Origin of the sequence: Aquirufa sp. (genome assembly GCF_044377215.1) — a bacterium.
Lineage (GTDB): Bacteria > Bacteroidota > Bacteroidia > Cytophagales > Spirosomataceae > Aquirufa.
Map to the genome: position 1 here is coordinate 1 of NZ_JBILJM010000006.1, position 19,388 is coordinate 19,388.

The 19,388-nt window shown below is 39.2% G+C and carries 22 protein-coding genes and 4 pseudogenes; 15 read left to right on the top strand and 11 right to left on the bottom strand.

Features of this window, described 5'->3' with window-relative positions:
* The 4 pseudogenes from ACIQ6T_RS03405 to ACIQ6T_RS03420 form a co-directional block, all read left to right on the top strand.
* Positions 1-387: pseudogene (locus tag ACIQ6T_RS03405) on the top strand (hypothetical protein); the annotation flags it as partial.
* Positions 388-480: 93 nt separating this feature from the next.
* Positions 481-1,059 (top strand): annotated as a pseudogene (locus ACIQ6T_RS03410) (M16 family metallopeptidase); the annotation flags it as partial.
* A 45-nt stretch (positions 1,060-1,104) separates the two neighbouring features.
* A pseudogene (locus ACIQ6T_RS03415) lies at positions 1,105-1,698 on the top strand (M16 family metallopeptidase); the annotation flags it as partial.
* Positions 1,699-2,091: 393 nt separating this feature from the next.
* A pseudogene (locus ACIQ6T_RS03420) lies at positions 2,092-3,288 on the top strand (M16 family metallopeptidase); the annotation flags it as partial.
* Between the two features lie 68 nt (positions 3,289-3,356).
* Here ACIQ6T_RS03420 and ACIQ6T_RS03425 read toward each other — a convergent pair.
* From ACIQ6T_RS03425 to sufC, 6 genes are read right to left on the bottom strand one after another with little or no spacing between them, the layout of a single operon-like run.
* The gene (locus ACIQ6T_RS03425; RefSeq protein WP_395784245.1) at positions 3,357-3,770 is read right to left on the bottom strand and encodes a BrxA/BrxB family bacilliredoxin; all 414 of its coding nucleotides are present in this window, start codon (positions 3,768-3,770) and stop codon (positions 3,357-3,359) included.
* Positions 3,771-3,801: 31 nt separating this feature from the next.
* Positions 3,802-4,113, bottom strand: a complete 312-nt coding sequence (locus ACIQ6T_RS03430) for an iron-sulfur cluster assembly protein (RefSeq protein ID WP_395784247.1) — start codon at positions 4,111-4,113, stop codon at positions 3,802-3,804.
* A 12-nt stretch (positions 4,114-4,125) separates the two neighbouring features.
* Positions 4,126-4,548, bottom strand: coding sequence for a SufE family protein (locus ACIQ6T_RS03435; RefSeq protein ID WP_395784249.1), 423 nt, complete (start codon positions 4,546-4,548; stop codon positions 4,126-4,128).
* Between the two features lie 2 nt (positions 4,549-4,550).
* Positions 4,551-5,780: a cysteine desulfurase gene (locus tag ACIQ6T_RS03440; protein WP_395784251.1), complete on the bottom strand. Its 1,230-nt coding sequence runs from the start codon at positions 5,778-5,780 to the stop codon at positions 4,551-4,553.
* A gap of 2 nt (positions 5,781-5,782) precedes the next feature.
* A complete protein-coding gene (gene sufD / locus ACIQ6T_RS03445; RefSeq protein ID WP_395784253.1) occupies positions 5,783-7,027 on the bottom strand; it encodes a Fe-S cluster assembly protein SufD in 1,245 nt (414 codons plus the stop codon).
* 3 nt (positions 7,028-7,030) lie between these two features.
* The gene (gene sufC / locus ACIQ6T_RS03450) at positions 7,031-7,783 is read right to left on the bottom strand and encodes a Fe-S cluster assembly ATPase SufC (RefSeq protein WP_395784255.1); all 753 of its coding nucleotides are present in this window, start codon (positions 7,781-7,783) and stop codon (positions 7,031-7,033) included.
* A 144-nt stretch (positions 7,784-7,927) separates the two neighbouring features.
* Between sufC and ACIQ6T_RS03455 the strand changes: the two genes are divergently transcribed.
* Positions 7,928-8,254 carry a HesB/IscA family protein gene (locus tag ACIQ6T_RS03455; protein WP_395784257.1) on the top strand — a complete coding sequence of 109 codons (327 nt, stop codon included), beginning with the start codon at positions 7,928-7,930 and terminating at the stop codon, positions 8,252-8,254.
* On the opposite strand, the gene ACIQ6T_RS03460 is transcribed toward ACIQ6T_RS03455, so the two are convergent.
* Positions 8,251-8,862, bottom strand: a complete 612-nt coding sequence (locus ACIQ6T_RS03460) for a Maf family protein (protein ID WP_395784259.1) — start codon at positions 8,860-8,862, stop codon at positions 8,251-8,253. The two genes, ACIQ6T_RS03455 and ACIQ6T_RS03460, sit on opposite strands and share 4 nt — an antisense overlap.
* A gap of 99 nt (positions 8,863-8,961) precedes the next feature.
* Here ACIQ6T_RS03460 and ACIQ6T_RS03465 point away from each other — a divergent pair, with 99 nt between their 5' ends.
* The 6 genes from ACIQ6T_RS03465 to ACIQ6T_RS03490 all read left to right on the top strand — a co-directional run bounded on the left by ACIQ6T_RS03465 (position 8,962) and on the right by ACIQ6T_RS03490 (position 11,523).
* Positions 8,962-9,426: a MarR family winged helix-turn-helix transcriptional regulator gene (locus ACIQ6T_RS03465; protein ID WP_395784261.1), complete on the top strand. Its 465-nt coding sequence runs from the start codon at positions 8,962-8,964 to the stop codon at positions 9,424-9,426.
* Between the two features lie 12 nt (positions 9,427-9,438).
* On the top strand, positions 9,439-10,005 hold the full coding sequence (locus tag ACIQ6T_RS03470; RefSeq protein ID WP_395784263.1) for a YceI family protein: 567 nt from the start codon (positions 9,439-9,441) through the stop codon (positions 10,003-10,005).
* A gap of 72 nt (positions 10,006-10,077) precedes the next feature.
* Positions 10,078-10,704 carry an NAD(P)H-dependent oxidoreductase gene (locus ACIQ6T_RS03475; protein ID WP_395784265.1) on the top strand — a complete coding sequence of 209 codons (627 nt, stop codon included), beginning with the start codon at positions 10,078-10,080 and terminating at the stop codon, positions 10,702-10,704.
* A 176-nt stretch (positions 10,705-10,880) separates the two neighbouring features.
* On the top strand, positions 10,881-11,057 hold the full coding sequence (locus tag ACIQ6T_RS03480; RefSeq protein WP_395784267.1) for a hypothetical protein: 177 nt from the start codon (positions 10,881-10,883) through the stop codon (positions 11,055-11,057).
* 27 nt (positions 11,058-11,084) lie between these two features.
* A complete protein-coding gene (locus ACIQ6T_RS03485; protein WP_395784269.1) occupies positions 11,085-11,261 on the top strand; it encodes a hypothetical protein in 177 nt (58 codons plus the stop codon).
* Between the two features lies 1 nt (position 11,262).
* A complete protein-coding gene (locus tag ACIQ6T_RS03490; protein ID WP_395784271.1) occupies positions 11,263-11,523 on the top strand; it encodes a hypothetical protein in 261 nt (86 codons plus the stop codon).
* Between the two features lie 9 nt (positions 11,524-11,532).
* Here ACIQ6T_RS03490 and ACIQ6T_RS03495 read toward each other — a convergent pair whose 3' ends face one another.
* From ACIQ6T_RS03495 to ACIQ6T_RS03505, 3 genes are all read right to left on the bottom strand, one after another.
* Entirely contained in the window at positions 11,533-11,727 is a 195-nt protein-coding gene (locus ACIQ6T_RS03495) for a helix-turn-helix domain-containing protein (RefSeq protein WP_395784273.1), read from the bottom strand.
* 75 nt (positions 11,728-11,802) lie between these two features.
* Positions 11,803-13,245: a CCA tRNA nucleotidyltransferase gene (locus tag ACIQ6T_RS03500; protein WP_395784275.1), complete on the bottom strand. Its 1,443-nt coding sequence runs from the start codon at positions 13,243-13,245 to the stop codon at positions 11,803-11,805.
* A gap of 2 nt (positions 13,246-13,247) precedes the next feature.
* Entirely contained in the window at positions 13,248-13,811 is a 564-nt protein-coding gene (locus ACIQ6T_RS03505) for an L-threonylcarbamoyladenylate synthase (protein ID WP_395784277.1), read from the bottom strand.
* 83 nt (positions 13,812-13,894) lie between these two features.
* On the opposite strand from ACIQ6T_RS03505, the gene argS reads away from it, so the two are divergent.
* The 4 genes from argS to ACIQ6T_RS03525 are packed head-to-tail and all read left to right on the top strand — an operon-like array spanning position 13,895 to position 18,579.
* Positions 13,895-15,676: an arginine--tRNA ligase gene (argS, locus tag ACIQ6T_RS03510; protein ID WP_395784419.1), complete on the top strand. Its 1,782-nt coding sequence runs from the start codon at positions 13,895-13,897 to the stop codon at positions 15,674-15,676.
* A 45-nt stretch (positions 15,677-15,721) separates the two neighbouring features.
* Positions 15,722-16,300: a glutathione peroxidase gene (locus ACIQ6T_RS03515; RefSeq protein WP_395784279.1), complete on the top strand. Its 579-nt coding sequence runs from the start codon at positions 15,722-15,724 to the stop codon at positions 16,298-16,300.
* Positions 16,301-16,302: 2 nt separating this feature from the next.
* Positions 16,303-17,211, top strand: a complete 909-nt coding sequence (gene menA / locus ACIQ6T_RS03520; protein WP_395784281.1) for a 1,4-dihydroxy-2-naphthoate octaprenyltransferase — start codon at positions 16,303-16,305, stop codon at positions 17,209-17,211.
* A gap of 15 nt (positions 17,212-17,226) precedes the next feature.
* On the top strand, positions 17,227-18,579 hold the full coding sequence (locus ACIQ6T_RS03525; RefSeq protein ID WP_395784283.1) for a tetratricopeptide repeat protein: 1,353 nt from the start codon (positions 17,227-17,229) through the stop codon (positions 18,577-18,579).
* Here ACIQ6T_RS03525 and ACIQ6T_RS03530 read toward each other — a convergent pair.
* Positions 18,576-19,349, bottom strand: a complete 774-nt coding sequence (locus ACIQ6T_RS03530) for an AMP nucleosidase (protein WP_395784285.1) — start codon at positions 19,347-19,349, stop codon at positions 18,576-18,578. The genes ACIQ6T_RS03525 and ACIQ6T_RS03530 overlap by 4 nt on opposite strands.
* Positions 19,350-19,388 lie beyond the last annotated feature (39 nt).

A 19,388-nucleotide genomic window follows, 5' to 3' on the forward strand; every position in this document is an offset into this window, starting at 1 on the left:
CCTTTGTATTGGACCGGCTTAGCCGATGTAGAAGCATACCTTGGGAACACAATTTCTGCGGATGAAGCCTACCAAAAATCACTCGAATTAGATTCATTCTTCGCCCCTACCTGGGTAAAATGGGCACAGTTGCACTTTGATTTGGAGGATTTTGAGAAATCGGCTGATATCATGCTTTCGGCCATCGATGAACTGCCTGAAGAGGCCGAATTGTATTACCGTTCTGCCATATTTCTAATTAAAGCCGGCCAATTCAAGGAGGCTTTTCATTTTCTAGAAACGGGTTTAGTCTTAGATTATGACAAGCACGTGCTCATCTTTGACTATTTTCCAAACTTGGAAACACAAAAGGCTATTTTTAAGTTAATCCAACAATACAAAAAATAAATTCCTTCCGAACAGGAAATCAACCTTTCATCCAAATCGCTTTCGATATACGAAATGCTTTGGTAAATTCGCTTCTTATTCAAATTTAACAAAATGAAAAAATTGTTTTACACGGGTCTTGCGATCCTACTACTTCAAGGTGCCGCATTTGCGCAACAAAAAGCGAAATCGCTACCTATCCCTGAAAAAGTGACTTCTGCTGAAGGAATCACAGAATACAAATTGGCCAACGGTCTTAAAGTATTATTATTTCCAGACCCTTCTAAGCAAACCATTACGGTTAACATCACCTACTTAGTGGGTTCGCGCCACGAAGGATATGGTGAAACAGGAATGTCCCACTTATTGGAGCACATGGTGTTCAAGGGCACAAAAGAAAAACACAAAGAAGTTGCCAAAGAGATCTCTGATCATGGAGCTCAATTTAATGGTACAACCTGGTTAGATCGAACTAATTACTTTGAAACTTTTGCATCAACAGACGAAAATCTAGATTGGGCATTGGATATGGAGGCTGACCGTATGATCAATTCACGTATTTCAAAAAGTGAATTGGAAACGGAAATGACTGTAGTTCGTAACGAATTTGAGAGTGGCGAAAATGATCCGGGAAGTGTCTTGATGGAGCGTATTGTTTCAACAGCTTTCTTATGGCATAACTACGGTAACTCGACGATTGGTGCTCGTTCTGATATAGAAAAAGTGCCTATCGAGAACTTGCAGGCCTATTACCGCAAGTATTACCAACCAGACAATGCGGTATTACTAGTGGCGGGCAAATTTGACCCGGTAAAAACATTGAAATTAATCAATGAGAAATTTGGGGTAATTCCGCGTCCAGAGCGTGTATTAACACAAACATTTACGGCAGAACCTACACAAGATGGCGAGCGTGAAGTGACTTTACGCCGTGTGGGAGATGTCCAACAAGTGGGAATGGCTTATCATATTCCATCCGGATTACATCCTGACTTTATTGCTTGCGATGTTTTAGTTGACCTACTAACAGATGCTCCATCAGGTCGTTTGTACAAAGCGTTAATTGACACGAAGAAAGCGTCCAGCCAATCTGGTTTTACCTTTCAGTTAAAAGAACCAGGTTTAGTGTATTTCGGTGCTGAGGTTTTAAAAAGCAAATCAGTCGATTCAGTCAAAAACATCATGATTGAGACGATTGAGCAGTTTGCTAAAAAAGCACCAACCCAAGAAGAGGTTGATCGCATCAAAACAAAAGGCATTAAGAATATTGAGTTATTGTTAAATAATGCACAACGTGTGGGCGTAGGTCTATCTGAGTATATTGCTCAAGGAGATTGGAGATTGTTATTCCATACACGTAATCAATTAGAAAAAGTTACCGTTGCTGATGTTCAACGCGTTGCAGCAAAATACTTTAAATCAGCGAATCGTACGTCGGGTATTTTCTACCCAACTGAGAAACCGGAACGTGCTGAAATTCCAGAAGCAAAAGATGTTGCTGAAATACTAAAAGACTTCAAAGGGAAAGCTGCTGTTGCGGAAGGAGAAGCTTTTGATCCATCACCAAGTAACATTGATGCGCGGACTAAAAATGAGAAAATAGCGGGTATTTCATTGGCTTTATTGCCAAAGAAAACACGTGGAAACTCAGTTTATGCACGAATGACCTTACGTTTTGGTGATGAAAAATCATTATTGGGAACGTCAACTGCCGCTGACTTAGCTTCGGATATGTTGACAAAAGGAACAGCAAAACACACACGCCAACAATTCCAAGATGAATTGGATAAATTAAAGGCGCGTGTATCCATCTCAGGCATGGCCTACCAAGCAAACGTTTCAATCGAGACAACGCGTGAAAATTTAATCCCTGCTATGAAGTTAGTAGCTGAGGCATTAAAACAACCTGTTTTCCCTGCTGATGAATTCGAAAAGTTAAAGCAAGAAAATTTAACGCAAATAGAAGCGCAGAAAAGTGATCCACAAGCAAAAGCATCCGAAGTGTTAGGACAATGGAGGTCAGGACATTATGCAAAAAATGATGTGCGTTACCAACCTACTATGGCAGAACAAACAGAGCGTTATTCTAATGCGAAGTTAGAAGAAGCTATTGCTTTCTACAAAGGATTCTATGGTGCTTCAAACGCAACGTTCTCAGTTGTAGGCGATTTCGATGAAGCTGCTATCAAGGCATTGATCAAAACTGAATTTGCAGATTGGAAATCACCTAAGCCGTACACGCGTATTCAAGATAAATTCAAAGATGGCAATGGTCAGGTGAAATCAATTGAAACACCAGACAAAGCAAATGCATTTTTCTTAGCATACCAGCCGCTCAAGATGGCCGATTCAGATCCTAACTATGCAGCCATGGAATTAAGTAATTACATGCTGGGTGGTGGTAGTGGATTAAGTTCCCGCTTAATGAATCGTATCCGTCAAAAAGATGGTTTATCCTATGGTGTAGGCTCGCAATTTATAGCGAGTCCACTTGACCAATCAGGTGCATTTATCGGTTATGCAATTTATGCTCCTGAAAATGTAGCCAAATTAGAAGCTGCATTTAAAGAGGAAATTGAGAAAGCGCTGAAAGAAGGATTTTCTCAGAAGGAAATCGATGAAGCGAAGAAATCATGGTTACAATCGAAGCAAGTTACGCGCTCGCAAGACAATGCTTTAGTAGGTACTATAAACTCAAATATATACCTAAATAGAAACATGAAATGGTCTGAAGATTTAGAAAATAAAGTTAAGAATTTGACTTCAGAGCAAATCACCGAGGCCTTACGCAAGACAATTGACTTGACTAAAATGTCATTCATTAAAGCTGGTGACTATGAAGGAGCTGCTAAGAAAATGGCAGAAAAAGCAAAGAACACACCGTCTGAATCAGGCGCTGTAGGCGGAGCACCGAAGCCATAAAACAAGAAGAGCCGTTCGATGAACGGCTCTTCTACTTAAAAAAAGGAGCTTTAAGGCTCCTTTTTTTATTAACAATACTCTTCAAAAACACCCTCTAAATGTTGCGCAATTAAAGCCGCCGAACGACCTTCGATGTGATGACGCTCAACAAAGTGAACCAACTCACCATCCTTGAATAACGCGATTGATGGAGATGATGGAGGATAAGGCAAGGTATACTCACGTGCTTTTTGGGTGGATTCTTGATCTACACCCGCAAAAACAGTTGCCAAGTTTGTTGGCTTTTTAGCTGAAGCCGAAACTGCCGCTTTCACGCCTGGACGAGCTGTAGATGCAGAACATCCGCAAACTGAATTAATAAACAATAAGGTTGTACCTGGTTTTGCCATGGTATCTTCTACTTCGGATGCCGACTTCAATTCTTGAAATCCACCTTCAACGATATCCATCCGCATGGGATGTACTAAATGTTCTGGATACATATATTTCTAATTTTTAGTTTTTAAAACACATTTACATAAATCCAAGTTCCAACTTGGCAACTTCTGACATCATATCTTGCGCGTAGGGTGGATCAAATGTTAGTTCCACAGAAACCTCTGCAATTCCTTCCACTTCCCTAATTGCTTTTTCGATGTCAACGGGAATACTTTCGGCCGATGGACATGACGGAGAAGTTAACGTCATTAACACATACACATTATTGACTGGAAAAATTTTGATTTCATAAATCAAACCCAACTCATATACATCCACCGGAATTTCGGGGTCATATACCGTTTTGATTGCCTTTACTACTTCTTCCTTTAATTCTGCTTCGGTCATGCTTCTTTTTGCTTAAGCGATTGCATGAAATGCAACAGCGTAATTCTTCATTTGTTTAACCATGGAAACCAATCCATTTGAACGCGTTTGGGCCAAATGCTGGGACATCCCAATTTGATCAATGAAATACAAATCAGCTTTCATAATCTCCTCGGGTGTATGATTCGATAAAACTCGTATCAACATACTTATCATACCTTTAACGATAATCGCTTCAGAATCTGCTTGAAAAACAACTAAATCTCCTTGTTTCTCCGCATGTAACCAAACCTTACTTTGGCATCCTTTAATGACATTTTCTTCTGTCTTAAATGATTCCGACATAGGCAAAAGCTTTTTACCTAAATCGATCAAATACTCATATTTATCAGCCCAGTCTTCAAAAAGACCGAACTCCTCAATTAATTCATCTTGGGTATGACTGATTGTGCTCATATTTATGATAACATCATTAAACAGCGCTTTAATGCCTTGACAAATAAATCAATTTCTTCTTTCGTGTTGTAAAACGCGAAGGACGCGCGGCAAGTTCCTACCAAATCATAGCGAGCCATTAAAGGCTGCGCGCAATGATGACCAGTCCGAATCGCCACACCAAATTTGTCTAACAACACACCGATATCCTGCGGATGCACTCCATCAATCACAAAACTTACAACTGCGATTTTCTCCGGAGCTTGACCAACGATACGTAAACCGTCAATTTGACTTAATTGTTCAGATGCATAATCCAATAATGCTTTCTCTTGCTCCCAAACTGCATCTGCAGGTAAGGATTTCAAATAATCCAACGCAAACCCGAAAGCATATACGTCGGCAATATTAGGCGTACCCGCCTCAAACTTATAAGGCAATTCATTGTAGGTAGTACCCGAAAAACTTACCTCTTTAATCATCTCTCCACCACCCTGATATGGCGGCATCGATTCTAAAATTTCACGTTTGCCGTACAAGACTCCCACGCCCGTTGGACCAAAAAGTTTATGTGCCGAAAATACAAAGAAATCCATATCCAAGGCCTGCACATCAATATCAAAATGTGCAACTGATTGCGCACCATCAATCAGAACCTTTGCTCCTGCATGATGTGCCATGTCTATCATTTGCTTAATCGGATTGATTGTCCCAATCGCGTTAGAAACATGATTAACCGCAACTAATTTCACCCGATCGGATGTTAAAAGCTGTCCGTAAGCTTCCATGTCTAATACCCCAACTTCATCTACAGGTATCACTTGAACCTCAGCTCCCGTTTCTTGGGCATTCATTTGCCATGGAACGATATTGGAATGGTGTTCTAAATTAGAAACCAAAATCACATCCCCTTTCGAAAAATTCGCACGACCGAAGGTCTGGGCAACTAAATTAATCCCTGCCGTGGTGCCTGAAGTAAATATAATTTGATCTGTGGAGGGCGCATTCAAAAAGTCCTTCAACTTGGTACGCGTCAGCTCATATCCAGTCGTTGCACGTTCAGCCAGCGTATGTAAGCCCCGGTGAATATTTGCATTGTCTTGGGTATAATACTGATTCAGCGCATCAATCACAACCTGAGGCTTCTGGGTCGTAGCCGCATTATCAAAATACACCAATGGCGCCCCATTGACCTGTTGGTCCAAAATGGGAAAATCCTTTCTAACTTGAACAATATCAAATTTATCTACCATGATTACGCACCTAAGGCTTGTTGTATTTTAGCGACAACCCGATTTGAAATTGATTCTTTCAAGGCAGGAATTTCTACTTTATCAATGACTTGTTGGACAAAAGCCAACATCAACAATGTTTTCGCCGCATCGAGTGATAGACCACGTGAACGCATGTAAAACAATGCTTCTTCACTCAGCTGTCCCGTCGTCGTCCCGTGTGAACATTTAACATCGTCAGCCCAAATTTCTAATTGAGGTTTGGTGTTCATAATCGCTTTATCAGAAGCTAAAACGTTTTTACAGGATTGAAATGCATTTGTCTTTTGTGCGTCAGGACGAACAAATATTTTTCCATTAAACACACCCGTTGAATTTCCAAGTAACACACCTTTATACAATTCATTTGATTCTGAATTCGGCATGCGGTGATCAACTACCGTATGCGAATCCACGAGTTGATTATTACCAGGCACATATAAACCATTCAAATTCGAAATAACTTGTTGGCCATCTACATAAAAATGTAAATTATTCCGAATCAATCCTCCATTAAGTGAAAATGTAAACATATCCACTACACTTTGATCGGCTTGAAAGATGAAAGTATGATCAACATGGGTAGTTGACAAACCAAAATCCTGTGTTTTTACAAAGGTCAAATGGGCATTTTTTGAAACCCAAATTTCTTGAACATAATTAGATAAAATTGATTTAGAATCCTCAGAGGAGGCTAAATCATCCACCCAAATAAGTTCGGCGCCTTCTTCTAAGTAAATCAATACTTTAATTTGAATGGCCGAGGCGATACTAACAGAGGCAAAATACGTGTGTAATACAGGTTTTTCAAGCTTCACCCCTTTCTTAACCCAAATAACTTGATGAGAACTAGCTAAAGCATCATTCAAATCATATAAAGGATTTTGATCTAGAATGGGATTACGTTCATTGAAAGCCTGCATAAATTCAGGTTTTTGAGCAGCAAAACTGGCAAAATCTAGATATTCAACACCTTGAGGCAATGAACCTACTAGCGTCATTTTTCCGTTTTGCGTTTGAATCTCAACGGTATTTTCTAGTGCTAATGCGGCTGAATTAACTGACTGTTCCGAAGTATTCCAATTCCACTCGATATCATTCAGCGATTTCAAGGAGGTATATTTCCATTCTTCCCATTTATTGGTAGGAAAGCCTTTGGCCAAAAAACGATCTAGTGAGAACTGTTTTTCTTTAGAAAGCGAAATGGTTGCTAATGTATCTGTTGCCATTATTTAGTCTACTAAAGCTGAAATAATCCAATCGTAACCTTTTTCTTCTAATTCAAGTGCTAAATCTTTCGTACCTGATTTCACGATGCGCCCCTTGTATAACACGTGAACGTAATCAGGAACGATGTAATCTAACAAACGCTGGTAGTGAGTCACGACAATTGTCGCGTTGTCTGGGCTTTTTAATTTATTGACTCCTTCAGCTACGATACGCAAGGCATCAATATCTAAACCTGAGTCTGTTTCATCTAAAATGGCTAGTTTAGGTGCTAAAACAGCCATTTGAAAAATCTCATTTCGTTTCTTCTCGCCGCCAGAAAAACCTTCATTCAATGAACGAGACAATAAAGATTGGTCAATGTTCACATAGGCCATCTTTTCTTTAAACATTTTCAAAAATTGAACTGCGTCTAAAGGCTCTTCACCTCTATATTTACGTATTTCATTGACGGCCGACTTCATAAAGTTGGTGGTCGAAACGCCTGGAATCTCCACAGGGTATTGAAATGCAAGAAAAACACCTTCCGCTGCACGTTTCTCAGGTGCCAGATCAAGTAAATCCTTACCAAAAAAAGAAACGGAACCCTCGGTAACCTCGTAATCTTCCCGACCGGCTAATACGGAGGCCAACGTAGATTTTCCAGAACCATTGGGTCCCATGATTGCATGAACTTCTCCCGCTTTGACCTCTAGATTGATACCTCGAAGAATCTCTTTTTCGCCGATTCGAGCATGTAAATTCGTAATAGACAGCATACGTATGATTTAAAATTGGTAATTGAACTCAAAATTAAAACCATAAATTTTACAAAACCACACTTTATTTAGATTCACTCTAAATAAAGGCAAAATAATTCCAAATTTTACCTATATTTGTGTCGAATTTTAAATGAGATACACATGATCACGATATCAGAATTGGCTGCGGACCGCATTAAGGAATTGCGTCAAAAAGAAGGATTAACAACTGATTTCAACATACGCGTAGCTGTTGAGGGTGGTGGTTGTTCAGGATTGATGTATAATTTGGATTTCGCATCGGAGCTAAAGGATAATGACGCCATATTTGAAGACAAGGGAGTCAAAATCATGGTAGACAAAAAATCAATCTTATATTTAGCTGGTACAGAATTAGATTTCTCGGATGGCTTAAATGGAAAAGGCTTTCAATTTAAGAATCCAAATGCATCGAGAACTTGTGGATGCGGTGAAAGTTTCTCCATCTAGATTCCTAATGGCATTTGCCTTGACTCAAGAATAAAGGGTTTAAGCAATTGATAAACATGATATATAGGCAAACCCATAACGGTATAAAAAGAGCCGTCTAATTTCTCAATTCCTGCCATCCCAATAAAATCTTGAACACCATAAGCGCCTGCTTTATCTAATGAGGTACCGCCACGTACGTACCATTCAATTTCCCAGTCGGCCAATTCCCGAAAACGCACAAAGGCAGAATCCGACGCTTTTACAATTCCGTTTGGACTAGCTAATGCGATTCCTGTAACCACTTCATGTGTTTTTCCTGATAATTTTTTAAGCATCTGCAACGCATCTTGCTTGTTGGCCGGCTTATTCAAAATTTCATTTTCCAAGATCACCACCGTATCAGCAGCTAAAACCAACGAATTCGCACAGCTTTCAAGAAGTGCTTTCGCCTTGCGTTCGGCCAACATCACCGGAACATCTTGTAGGATCATTTCATGTGGAAATGACTCGTCCACATCCGATGGCAAGACAGTGAACTGAAAACCTGCTTGGGTCAAAATCTCTTTGCGACGTGGGGAATTCGATGCGAGTATAAAAGGTAATTGAAGGCTAAAGGAATCTTGCATGACCAAAAATAAGATTTAATCAGACGTTTTAAAAAAATATATTTAAAAACATTAGTATTTAATGTAATTACATTTAATTTTGCAACATCAAATTCAAGTATGGGAATTTCAGCGGATTTAAAGCAAACTAAGTTTCATTCAGAAGAAAGTAAGGCGATCGTTAATGTGATCTTTACGGGCAACTGGATGATGCAGCAACAACATAATCTTTTGAAGCCTTTTGGATTGACGCCACAACAATACAATGTACTTCGAATTTTGCGTGGGCAACAAAATAATCCCATGACCGTTTTAGCAATTACCGAGCGCATGATGGACAAGATGTCAAATGCCTCTCGCCTAGTAGATAAACTTTTAGACAAAAAATTAGTTCTAAGACGTGAGTGTCCAAAAGACCGTAGGGCAGTTGATGTGATTATTTTACCCGCAGGATTAACTTTATTAGCTGAAATCGACCAAGTTCAAAAACAGTGGGAAATGACCTTTCGAGGGATTGGCGAGGACAAAATGAATCAATTAAACATCCTACTGGATGAATTTAGACATGTATTTTCGAACAATTAAACAATAAATAAAATGAAAAAAGTAAGCTTTATCCTAGCCGCTCTTGTAATGAGCATCTCGTCTTTTGCAGCACCAAAACCTGTAAAAGTTAACACAGCAGCAAGCTCAATTGCTTGGTATGCAGAAAAAGTAACTGGTAAGCACAACGGAACTGTAGCAATATCTGCTGGAGCTTTGAACGTAGACGGAAACAAATTAGTGGGTGGTAATTTCACCATTGATTTAAAAACAATCAAAGCATTGGATATCACAGATCCAGCGTACAACCAAAAGTTTATCGGCCATATCTCTTCAGGAGACTTTTTTGAGGTTGAAAAATTCCCGACAGCTAATTTTGTGATTACGAAAATCGCTGCGAACCAAATTACAGGTAACTTGACAATCAAGGGCATTACCAAATCTGTTTCATTCCCAGCTGAAATCGCAGTAAAAGGAGGAAAAGTGTCTGCAAAGGCTTCGATCACAATCGACCGTACAGATTACAACATTCAATATGGCTCAAAGAAATTCTTTGAATCAATTGGTGACAAGGCTATCATGGATGACTTTAAGTTAGTCGTTTCATTGGTTAGCGAATAAATTAATCCGCTTAAGAGCCGAGGTGTAAATTTTACGCCTCGGCTTTTTTTATAGTTAAACTAAATAACAAACATGTCTATAATTAATGATTTAGCTTGGCGTTATGCGGCAAAGCGCATGAATGGCAACAAGGTACCAACTGCTAAAATTGAAGATCTGTTAGAAGCAATCCGCTTGTCTGCCTCAGGATTTGGCCTACAGCCATATCAGATTTTTGTGATTGAAAATCCAGAATTACGTGCACAAATTCAACCCATTGCATTTGGCCAACCGCAGGTTACGGAATCTTCGCATTTACTTGTATTTGCCGCATGGAATGAAATAACAGAAGAAAAAATTGATTCATTTATACAATTGGTTTCTGAAACACGTAACGTACCTGTCGCTAATTTAAGTGATTACCGCAAAGCAATTAGCGGAATGTTGAATCGTACACAAGAAGCTCAGGCAAACTGGGCGGCTCGCCAGGTGTATTTGGCCATGGGAACAGCACTCGCTGCAGCAGCCCATTTTAAAATTGATTCAACACCTATGGAAGGATTTATGCCTGCCAAATTAGATGAATTGCTCGATCTGTCTACGAAGGGATTGCATTCGGTATTGATGCTAGCAGTAGGAGAACGCGAAGAAAAGACTGACTTTATGGCTAATGCCATTAAAGTTCGGTATCCAAAAGACCAACTTTTCATTCGCATGTAATCGCACCAAATTCTTATTTAGTTAAAAGGCTCCTTCGGGAGCTTTTTTTTTATCAGTTTTTTAGTCTAAATCCGAATGAACTAGTCACGCGTCGAATATGACATGACTTAGCTGACCGCTACTTTTATATAGCAATCGCGACGCAAATTAAACTCACATTTTAACCCTAAAAAACAATGAGAAATGAATGGAATTCCTTGAACAATTTTACAGACTATGAACTTAGTTGGCACGAGCAAATGCACATAGAAGCCGGTGGTTTCTGGGAAATAGTGGGCATTATCTGTGGGGTATTAACGGTAGTAGCCATTATTTACGTATTAGGTGGAGCCGCTGTATTATTAGCACTTTAATATTAATTCACATTTAAAAAAAAGATAATGGAACTTGAAAAATTCAATCGATTTGCCTTGAGCGAATTGGAGATGCATGAAATCTCGGGTGGAAATTGGTGGTCTGACTTTAAGACTGGATTTATGGACGGTTTTAATTGGGCAACCGGGGTCGTATTGGACGCAGTTAGCTTTGTTGACAAACTTAGATTAGCCACACCATAATATGAACCAGGACCCATTACGTGAACTACAGGCAAGAATCAATAATAAAAAACAATTGATTTCTGAGGTACATCAAAATGTAACCAAAACTATCCTACTAACTATTAATGGACATTTTGAAATTACAAAACCGATCATTCAGCCCAACGTAGCGCTTAAAACAATTGAAGAAGAATTGCCATGCCTGATTACGGATGGAATAAAATCCGTTAGCGAAAAAATCAATCGGGTTTTGATGGAATTTCAAGCAGCCAACTCGTAAGTTGGCTGCTTACAATAAATCGCGCACATCAACCTGAAAATAAGTGGCAATCGCCAGTAATCGCTCAACGCTCAATTTTGTTTTCCCCGACTCAAGCTTTGCGTACGTACTCTGCGTAATTTTTAAATTAAACGCAACGGCTTCTTGTGAAATTCGGCGCTCCTCTCGTAAATTTTTCAGGTTAATCAGTAGCTTAGACATCATAGATTTGGAAAAAACAAATCTAAATGAATCTAATAGGCATTAAAGCTAAATAACTGATATTGAAAAACAGTAAACTTATAACTTCAAAAATTCTTCCAATGAGATTGAAGGTTTTAAACCCAACCGCATTCCTTCGTGAATTAAAAGATCCCAACCAGAGGCTAAATCGTTTCGAATTTGTCCTTCTAAAATGGCTTCGCGAATGATCACTTTAATTTGGCCAATCTCTTTTCCAGGACCTAAATCAAACACATGCATGATGATTTCACCTGTGATGACGGGTTGAAAATTACGTAGCGAATCGCTGGCTTCTACCTCTTTTAGCTTTTCTTCTACCGTGTCAAAATTCCGTAAATAGCGTTTGACTTTATCTCCATTTTTCGAGGTGATATCGGCCCGACACAACGTCATAAGTGCCTCAAGCTCATCTCCTGCTTCAAACAATAAGCGGCGCAATGCGGAATCAGTAATTTCTTCTTTGGAGAGCGCAATTGGTCTTAAATGCAGGCGAACTAGTTTTTGCACCAACTTCATTTTCTCATTTAGCGGCAATTTAAGTCGCTTGAATATTATAGGAACTTGGCGTGCCCCCATTTCTTCGTGTCCATGAAATGTCCATCCTTTTCCTTGTACGAATCTTTTGGTTTGCGGTTTCGCAATATCATGTAAAATTGCTGCCCAGCGCCAAAATAAATCATCTGTATTGACCGAAATATTATCCAACACCTGAAGTGTGTGGTAGAAATTATCTTTATGTCCTTTGCCATCCTCCGTATCTACCCCCTTCAACTTCATAAACTCAGGGAAAATAATGGGTAAAATTCCACAAGCGTCCAACAGCAGAAAACCGTATGAAGGTTTTTTACATAAAATGATTTTGTTTAATTCATCTGAAATACGCTCCATAGAGATAATCGACAAACGATCTTTCTCCTTTTGAAGTGCATCAAAAGTCTCAGGTAAAATATCAAAGCCCAATTGACTCGCAAACCGAATCGCACGCATCATCCGCAACGGATCATCCGAAAAGGTAATGCCCGGTGCCAAAGGGGTACGAATACATTTAGCCTCAATGTCAGCTAAACCTCCAAAAGGGTCCAATAAGTTGCCCCAAGAAGCAGCATTCAATTGAACGGCTAACGCATTAATCGTAAAATCTCTGCGATTTTGATCATCTTCCAAGGTTCCTTCCATCACCAAAGGTTTCCGAGAATCACGTTGATATGACTCTTTCCGAGCACCCACAAATTCCAAATCCCAATCATCTACTTTAAGCATGGCCGTACCAAAATTCTTAAATATAGATACGGCATGATCTGGCAACTCAAATTCGCGTGCAACTTGCTCTGCAAGTTCAATACCGGAACCGATACACACAATGTCGATATCTTTACAAGGCCGACCTAATATATGGTCTCTCACATAACCCCCAACTACATATGCATCTATGTTCAAGCGATCTGCCGCTTGTCCAATTTTTTTAAATATACCTTCCTCGATGATGGCTAATCCCTGCATACTTACGATCTAATCAGTGTAAATTCACCCCCAAGCCCTAATCTGACTATTTTTGAGGGCTTAGTACTTGCCTTTTTCGCCTGAGGGGCTTGTAAAATATAATCAACCTGATCCTTTATTTCCGTTGAAATTGACGCAAAATCAATCGGTGATGTACTACCTGAAATATTAGCCGAAGTCGAAACAATCGCCCGCTGGTACCGATAAACCAAGCCCTTACAAAATTCATCTTTCACTAATCGAATGGCAATTGAGCCATCAGGACCCAATAAATGGGTCGATACATTTTTCCCTTTCGGATAAATAACAGTCAAAGGATCCTCCGCAAACTCAACCAAATCCCATGCAATTTCAGGCACCTCTTCCACATACTCGCTTAATTGTTCAATTTTTGAAATTAAAACAATCAATCCCTTCTCTACAGGCCGCTGTTTTATTTGCCAAATTTTCTCAATGGCTGTATCCTGACGCACATCACATCCGATACCCCAAATAGTATCACTTGGGTATAAAATAACCCCTCCAGCTTTTAAAGATGCCAAAGCATCTTGGTACAGATTTTGCATAATGGGCACAAAGGTAGCAATGTTTGCCCGTAATTGGCTACCTTTGGGGTTTCAAAATCAACACACAATTTGATTTAAACATGTTGCGAATTCAAAATTCAATCAGTGCGAGTATTAGCCTTGGCCTTCGCCAACTGTTTTCCATAGAAGCGAATGACATTAGTCTTCAAGAAACCAAAAAGGAATTTGAAGGTACATTTACCTGCGTTGTTTTTCCATACACGAAACAAGCAGGCATGGCACCTCCCATGATTGCACAAAAGTTGGGTGAATTCGTTCAAGTAAATAATGAATATGTTGACCAATTTCAAGTAGTTCAAGGATTCTTGAATTTGAGTTTAAAAGAAGAAACCTGGGTATCCATTTTAGCGGAATGTTTAGCTGATTCAAATGCGTTTCAATTAGCACCCAAAAATGAAAAAGTTTTGATTGAATATTCTTCCCCTAATACCAATAAACCACTACATCTGGGTCATTTACGTAATAATTTCCTAGGCTATTCCGTGGCTCAAATCATGAAAGCAGCTGGCTATGAAGTTATTAAATCAAATTTAGTTAACGACCGGGGAATTCACATTTGCAAATCCATGTTGGCTTACCAACTATTTGGTCAGGGAGAAACACCTGAAACAAGTGGCATGAAAGGCGACCACCTAGTAGGAAAATATTATGTAGCTTTTGACAAAGCCTATAAAGAAGAAATTGAAGCACTTAAAATAGCTGGAAGAACAGAGGACCAAGCTAAAGCAGAAGCTCCTATCCTACTTCAAGCACAAGCCATGTTACTCGCTTGGGAACAGCAAGACCCGGAGGTACTCTCACTCTGGGAACGTATGAATTCCTGGGTTTTTGCCGGTTTTGAGAAATCCTACGGGCAAATGGGCGTTGATTTTGATAAAATCTACCGCGAATCAAACACCTATTTATTGGGAAAAAAATTGGTAGACGAAGGTTTAACACAAGGTGTATTTTTCCAAAAACCAGACGGTTCTGTTTGGATCAATTTAGAAGCGGAAGGTCTAGATGAGAAATTAGTCTTACGTAAAGATGGCACGTCTGTATATATCACGCAGGATATGGGGACAGCCCAATTAAAATATGCTGATTTTGGTGCGGATAAATCCATTTATGTGGTAGGAAACGAACAAGATTATCATTTTGAGGTCCTTTTTCATATACTTAAAAAATTGAATAAACCTTACTCTACAGGTAATTTCCACCTGTCTTATGGCATGGTAGATTTACCAAGCGGTAAAATGAAATCAAGGGAAGGTACCGTCGTAGATGCCGATGACCTCATGGCAGAAATGGTTCAAACAGCCAAAGAGCGTACAATGGAGCTAGGAAAAATAGATGGATTTTCAGTAGCTGAATCCAATGAACTATTTAACCAGCTTGGTATGGGAGCTTTGAAGTATTTTTTACTCAAGGTAGATCCCAAAAAACGAATGTTATTTAACCCTGCCGAATCCATTGATTTCCAAGGAAATACCGGACCATTTATTCAATATACGCATGCCCGAATTAAATCGATAGTTCGCAAAGCCACAGAATTAAACATCAGTAACGAATGGACCGAAGATCAGTCGATTACATTGGCAACGGCAGAACAAGAATTAGTCTATTTAATAGCTCAATATAAATTAAAAATTGAAGAAGCAGCTTCCCAGTTGGCACCATCAGTCATCGCCCAATACGTATATGATTTAGCGAAACAATTCAATAAATTTTACAACGAATTAAGCATCATTAACGAAGAAGATAAAACAAAACAAAAGATTCGCTTATCTTTAGTGGAAATGACTGGCAAAACAATTCGTCAAGCCGCATTGTTATTAGGAGTAATCGTCCCCGAACGGATGTAAATGAAACGTAAAACACTTATATTCACCATTTTAATCAGTAGCATTATGATCATAAGCCTTATGAAAATCGGATCACTATTAACGGCGTTAGCCTTACCATTCACCCAAAACATGGCAAAATCGAGACCAGAAAACACAGAAACAGTTGCTGGAAAAAACTTTTACTCTTTTAAGATGAAAGGGATTGATGGAAAGGAAATTGACTTCAGTCAATTTAAAGGAAAGAAAATTATTGTGTTAAACACGGCTTCTAAATGTGGATATACACCACAATATGCAGATTGGGAGAAATTCCACAAAGCGAATAAAGATGTAGTTATTTTAGGTTTTCCCGCTAATGAATTTGGCGGACAAGAACCGGGTACTAATTCGGAAATTGCATCTTTTTGCCAATTAAATTACGGAGTTTCATTCCAAATGATGGAAAAAGTGGTAGTTAAAGGCAACGCTAAATGTGACCTTTACCAATGGCTAACAGACAAATCACAAAATGGATGGAATGAAAAAGAACCAAGCTGGAACTTCTGCAAATACATCATTAACGAAAAAGGTGAGTTAGCCAATTTCTTTGCTTCGGGGGTAAAGCCAACGAGCCAAGAGTTTATTGAAGCTTTAAAAAAGTAAATATGAATCGATGGGTAGAGGCGGCTCGACCGCGGACCTTACCGCTGGCTGTTTCCAGCATATTATTAGGTAACTTTTTAGCATTCGCTCAGGGAACATTTCACTGGGCGATTGCTGTTTTGGCGGTATTGACAACTTTGGGACTTCAAATTCTATCAAATTTCGCAAATGATTTAGGTGACTTTACGAATGGAATTGATACCCAAGACCGTACAGTCGCTTTGCGTGCTGTTCAAACAGGTAAAATCAGTCAATCTGAAATGCAGATCGCCGTTCGCCTAAGCGCAGGGATCTCCTTTACACTTGGGATTGGATTATTATTCGTAGGACTACAAAACGCATCACTACAAACGTGGATGGGTTTTTTGGGTTTAGGAATCGCTTGCATCGCGGCAGCTATCGCCTATACGGTGGGAAAAAGACCATACGGCTACATGGGACTAGGTGACCTCTCTGTATTTATTTTTTTTGGATTAGTTGGCACCATGGGTTCTTATTTTCTTCAAACAAAATCCATTCCAATTCATATAGCCATTCCTGCGTCAGGTTGTGGATTTTTATCCGTAGCCGTTTTAAACTTAAATAATCTAAGGGACCTAGATAATGACAAACGGTCAGGAAAATTTTCGATTCCCGTTCGAATAGGTAAGATATTTGGATTTTATTACCAAAAAGCATTGCTAATTTTGGGAATTATTTGCTTTGCAGCCTATCATTTTATCGCTTTAGAAACAGCATCATCTACCACGAGTAATTTACTTGTCTTACTGGGTTATTATCCGATCATCCAGCTTGTGCGCGAACTAAATCCAGAAATGACCCCGGCTGAAATAGATCCTTATTTAAAGAAGACGGCATTAAGAACTTTATTCTTAATTTTGCTTTTCGGAATTAGTGAAATCATCCAATAATCAATAAAACTGACCATGAAACATATTTATGCAACAATACTAGTAGGCATTTTCTGCATAACAGCTACGAATACCTTTGCACAAGAAAGCATAAATTACCTTGAATTAGGATTAACGCAGAACAAAACGGGCAATTACGCTGATGCTTTACGCAATTTCAGTTTAGAAATTGAAAAGAATTTGGCTAATCCAAATCCGGATTCTTTTTACAACCGAGGCTTTGCCAAATATAACTTGAAAGATTTTCGTGGAGCCATCTTAGATTTTGACAAGGCAATCGAATTGAAACCCACATATTTCGAAGCATTTATTGCACGCGGACAAAGTTACAGTAAGCAAGAGAATCACAAAGTGGCCATACAAGACTACAATGAAGCGATTCGCCTAAATCCGTTGGAGGCAACTGCCTATTACAGCCGAGGCATATCGAAAATGAAATTGGCTAATTACAGAGGAGGTCTTTCAGACTTTAATAAATCACTTGAATTGAATGCTGAGTACGCTCCAGGTTTAGCAGCACGAGGTGAAGCCAAATCAAAATTATTTGACTTCAAAGGAAGTATTGAGGACTTTGATAAAGCTATTGAATTAAGCCCAAAGCGTTCTGGTTATTTTTCTTTCCGCGCGTATGCAAAAATGCAATTATCGGAATACAATTTGGCATTAAAAGATTATGCTGAAGCCATCAAATTAAGTGCCGATAATGCTGATGATTATTACAATTCAGGATTTTGTAAAACGCAATTAGAAAATTTTCGGGGCGAAAATGGTGAGAAAGGTGCGCTAGAGGATTTTTCAAAAGCTATTGAAATGGACCCAATGAAAGTGGAAGCTTATTACGGACGCGCATTTGTAAAAGCAAAATTAGGTGACCAACGTGGCGCAATTGATGATTATAGTAAATCAGCTGATTTAGGAAATAATGAAAATGCGAAAATTATATATGACGCAAAAATGACCAAAGTTCTTTTGGATGAATTACGTAACGGGGTTCCTGACAAGTTGAAAATAGCATCATTTAGCACAGAACGTTCGGAAGTATACTTTAATCGGGGTGTCGCAAAAGCAAAATCTGGGGATGCCAAGCAAGCAATGGAAGATTATAACCGTGCGATTTCATTAAATCCAATCTTCGCAGAAGCCTACTATTTCAGAGGCGTAGCTAAATCATCCTTAGGCGATCAGCGCAATGCCATTCAGGATTGCTCCAATGCCATCAAGTTGAATCCGAAATATGCTGAGGCCTATTTTATACGAGGTATCATCAAGTTAGCGCTGGGTGATTCTTCTGGCTGTATGGACTTAAGTAAATCAGGTGAATTAGGATACAATCAAGCGTACCAAGTTATTCGGGATCACTGCAACTAATCAAAACGTAAGTGTTTAACTGATTCCCCTGAACTCGCCAGTTCAATTAATGAATCTATACCAATCTGTAAATGAGACTCCACATAACTTGTGGTGACTTTTTTATCCGAAACTTCCGTCTTAACGCCATCAGGAGTCATGGGATTATCCGAAACTAATAACAAGGCTCCGTGGGGGATTTTATTAACAAATCCTACGGTAAAGATCGTCGCAGTCTCCATATCAATTCCCATCGCACGAATTTCAGACAAATAGGTTTTGAACGCTTCGTCATGCTCCCAAACACGGCGATTAGTGGTGTAAATCAAGCCCGTCCAATAATCTAATTCGTGTTTTTTTATCATCGAAGAAACCGCACGCTGCAAACGAAATGAAGGTAAAGCAGGCACTTCTTTTGGCATATATTCATCTGAAGTTCCCTCCCCACGAACGGCCGCAATAGGCAAAATCAAATCGCCCAAACTTAAATTCTTTTTTAATCCACCACACTTGCCTAAAAATAAAACAGCTTTAGGACTGATGGCCGCTAAGATATCCATGACAGTAGCCGCCATGGGAGAACCCATCCCGAAATTGATTATTGTAATGTTATTTGCAGTAGCCGTTTGCATAGGCCGATCATTTCCAAGAATCTCAACCTGGTACTTCGCAGCAAACATATCGACGTAATTTTTGAAATTTGTCAATAATATATATTGGCCAAATGATTCAATCGGTGTACCTGTGTAACGTGGTAACCAATTTTGAACAATCTCTTCTTTCGTCTTCATAATTTGATTAGGTGTAATGTAAATAACGAACAAATAGCT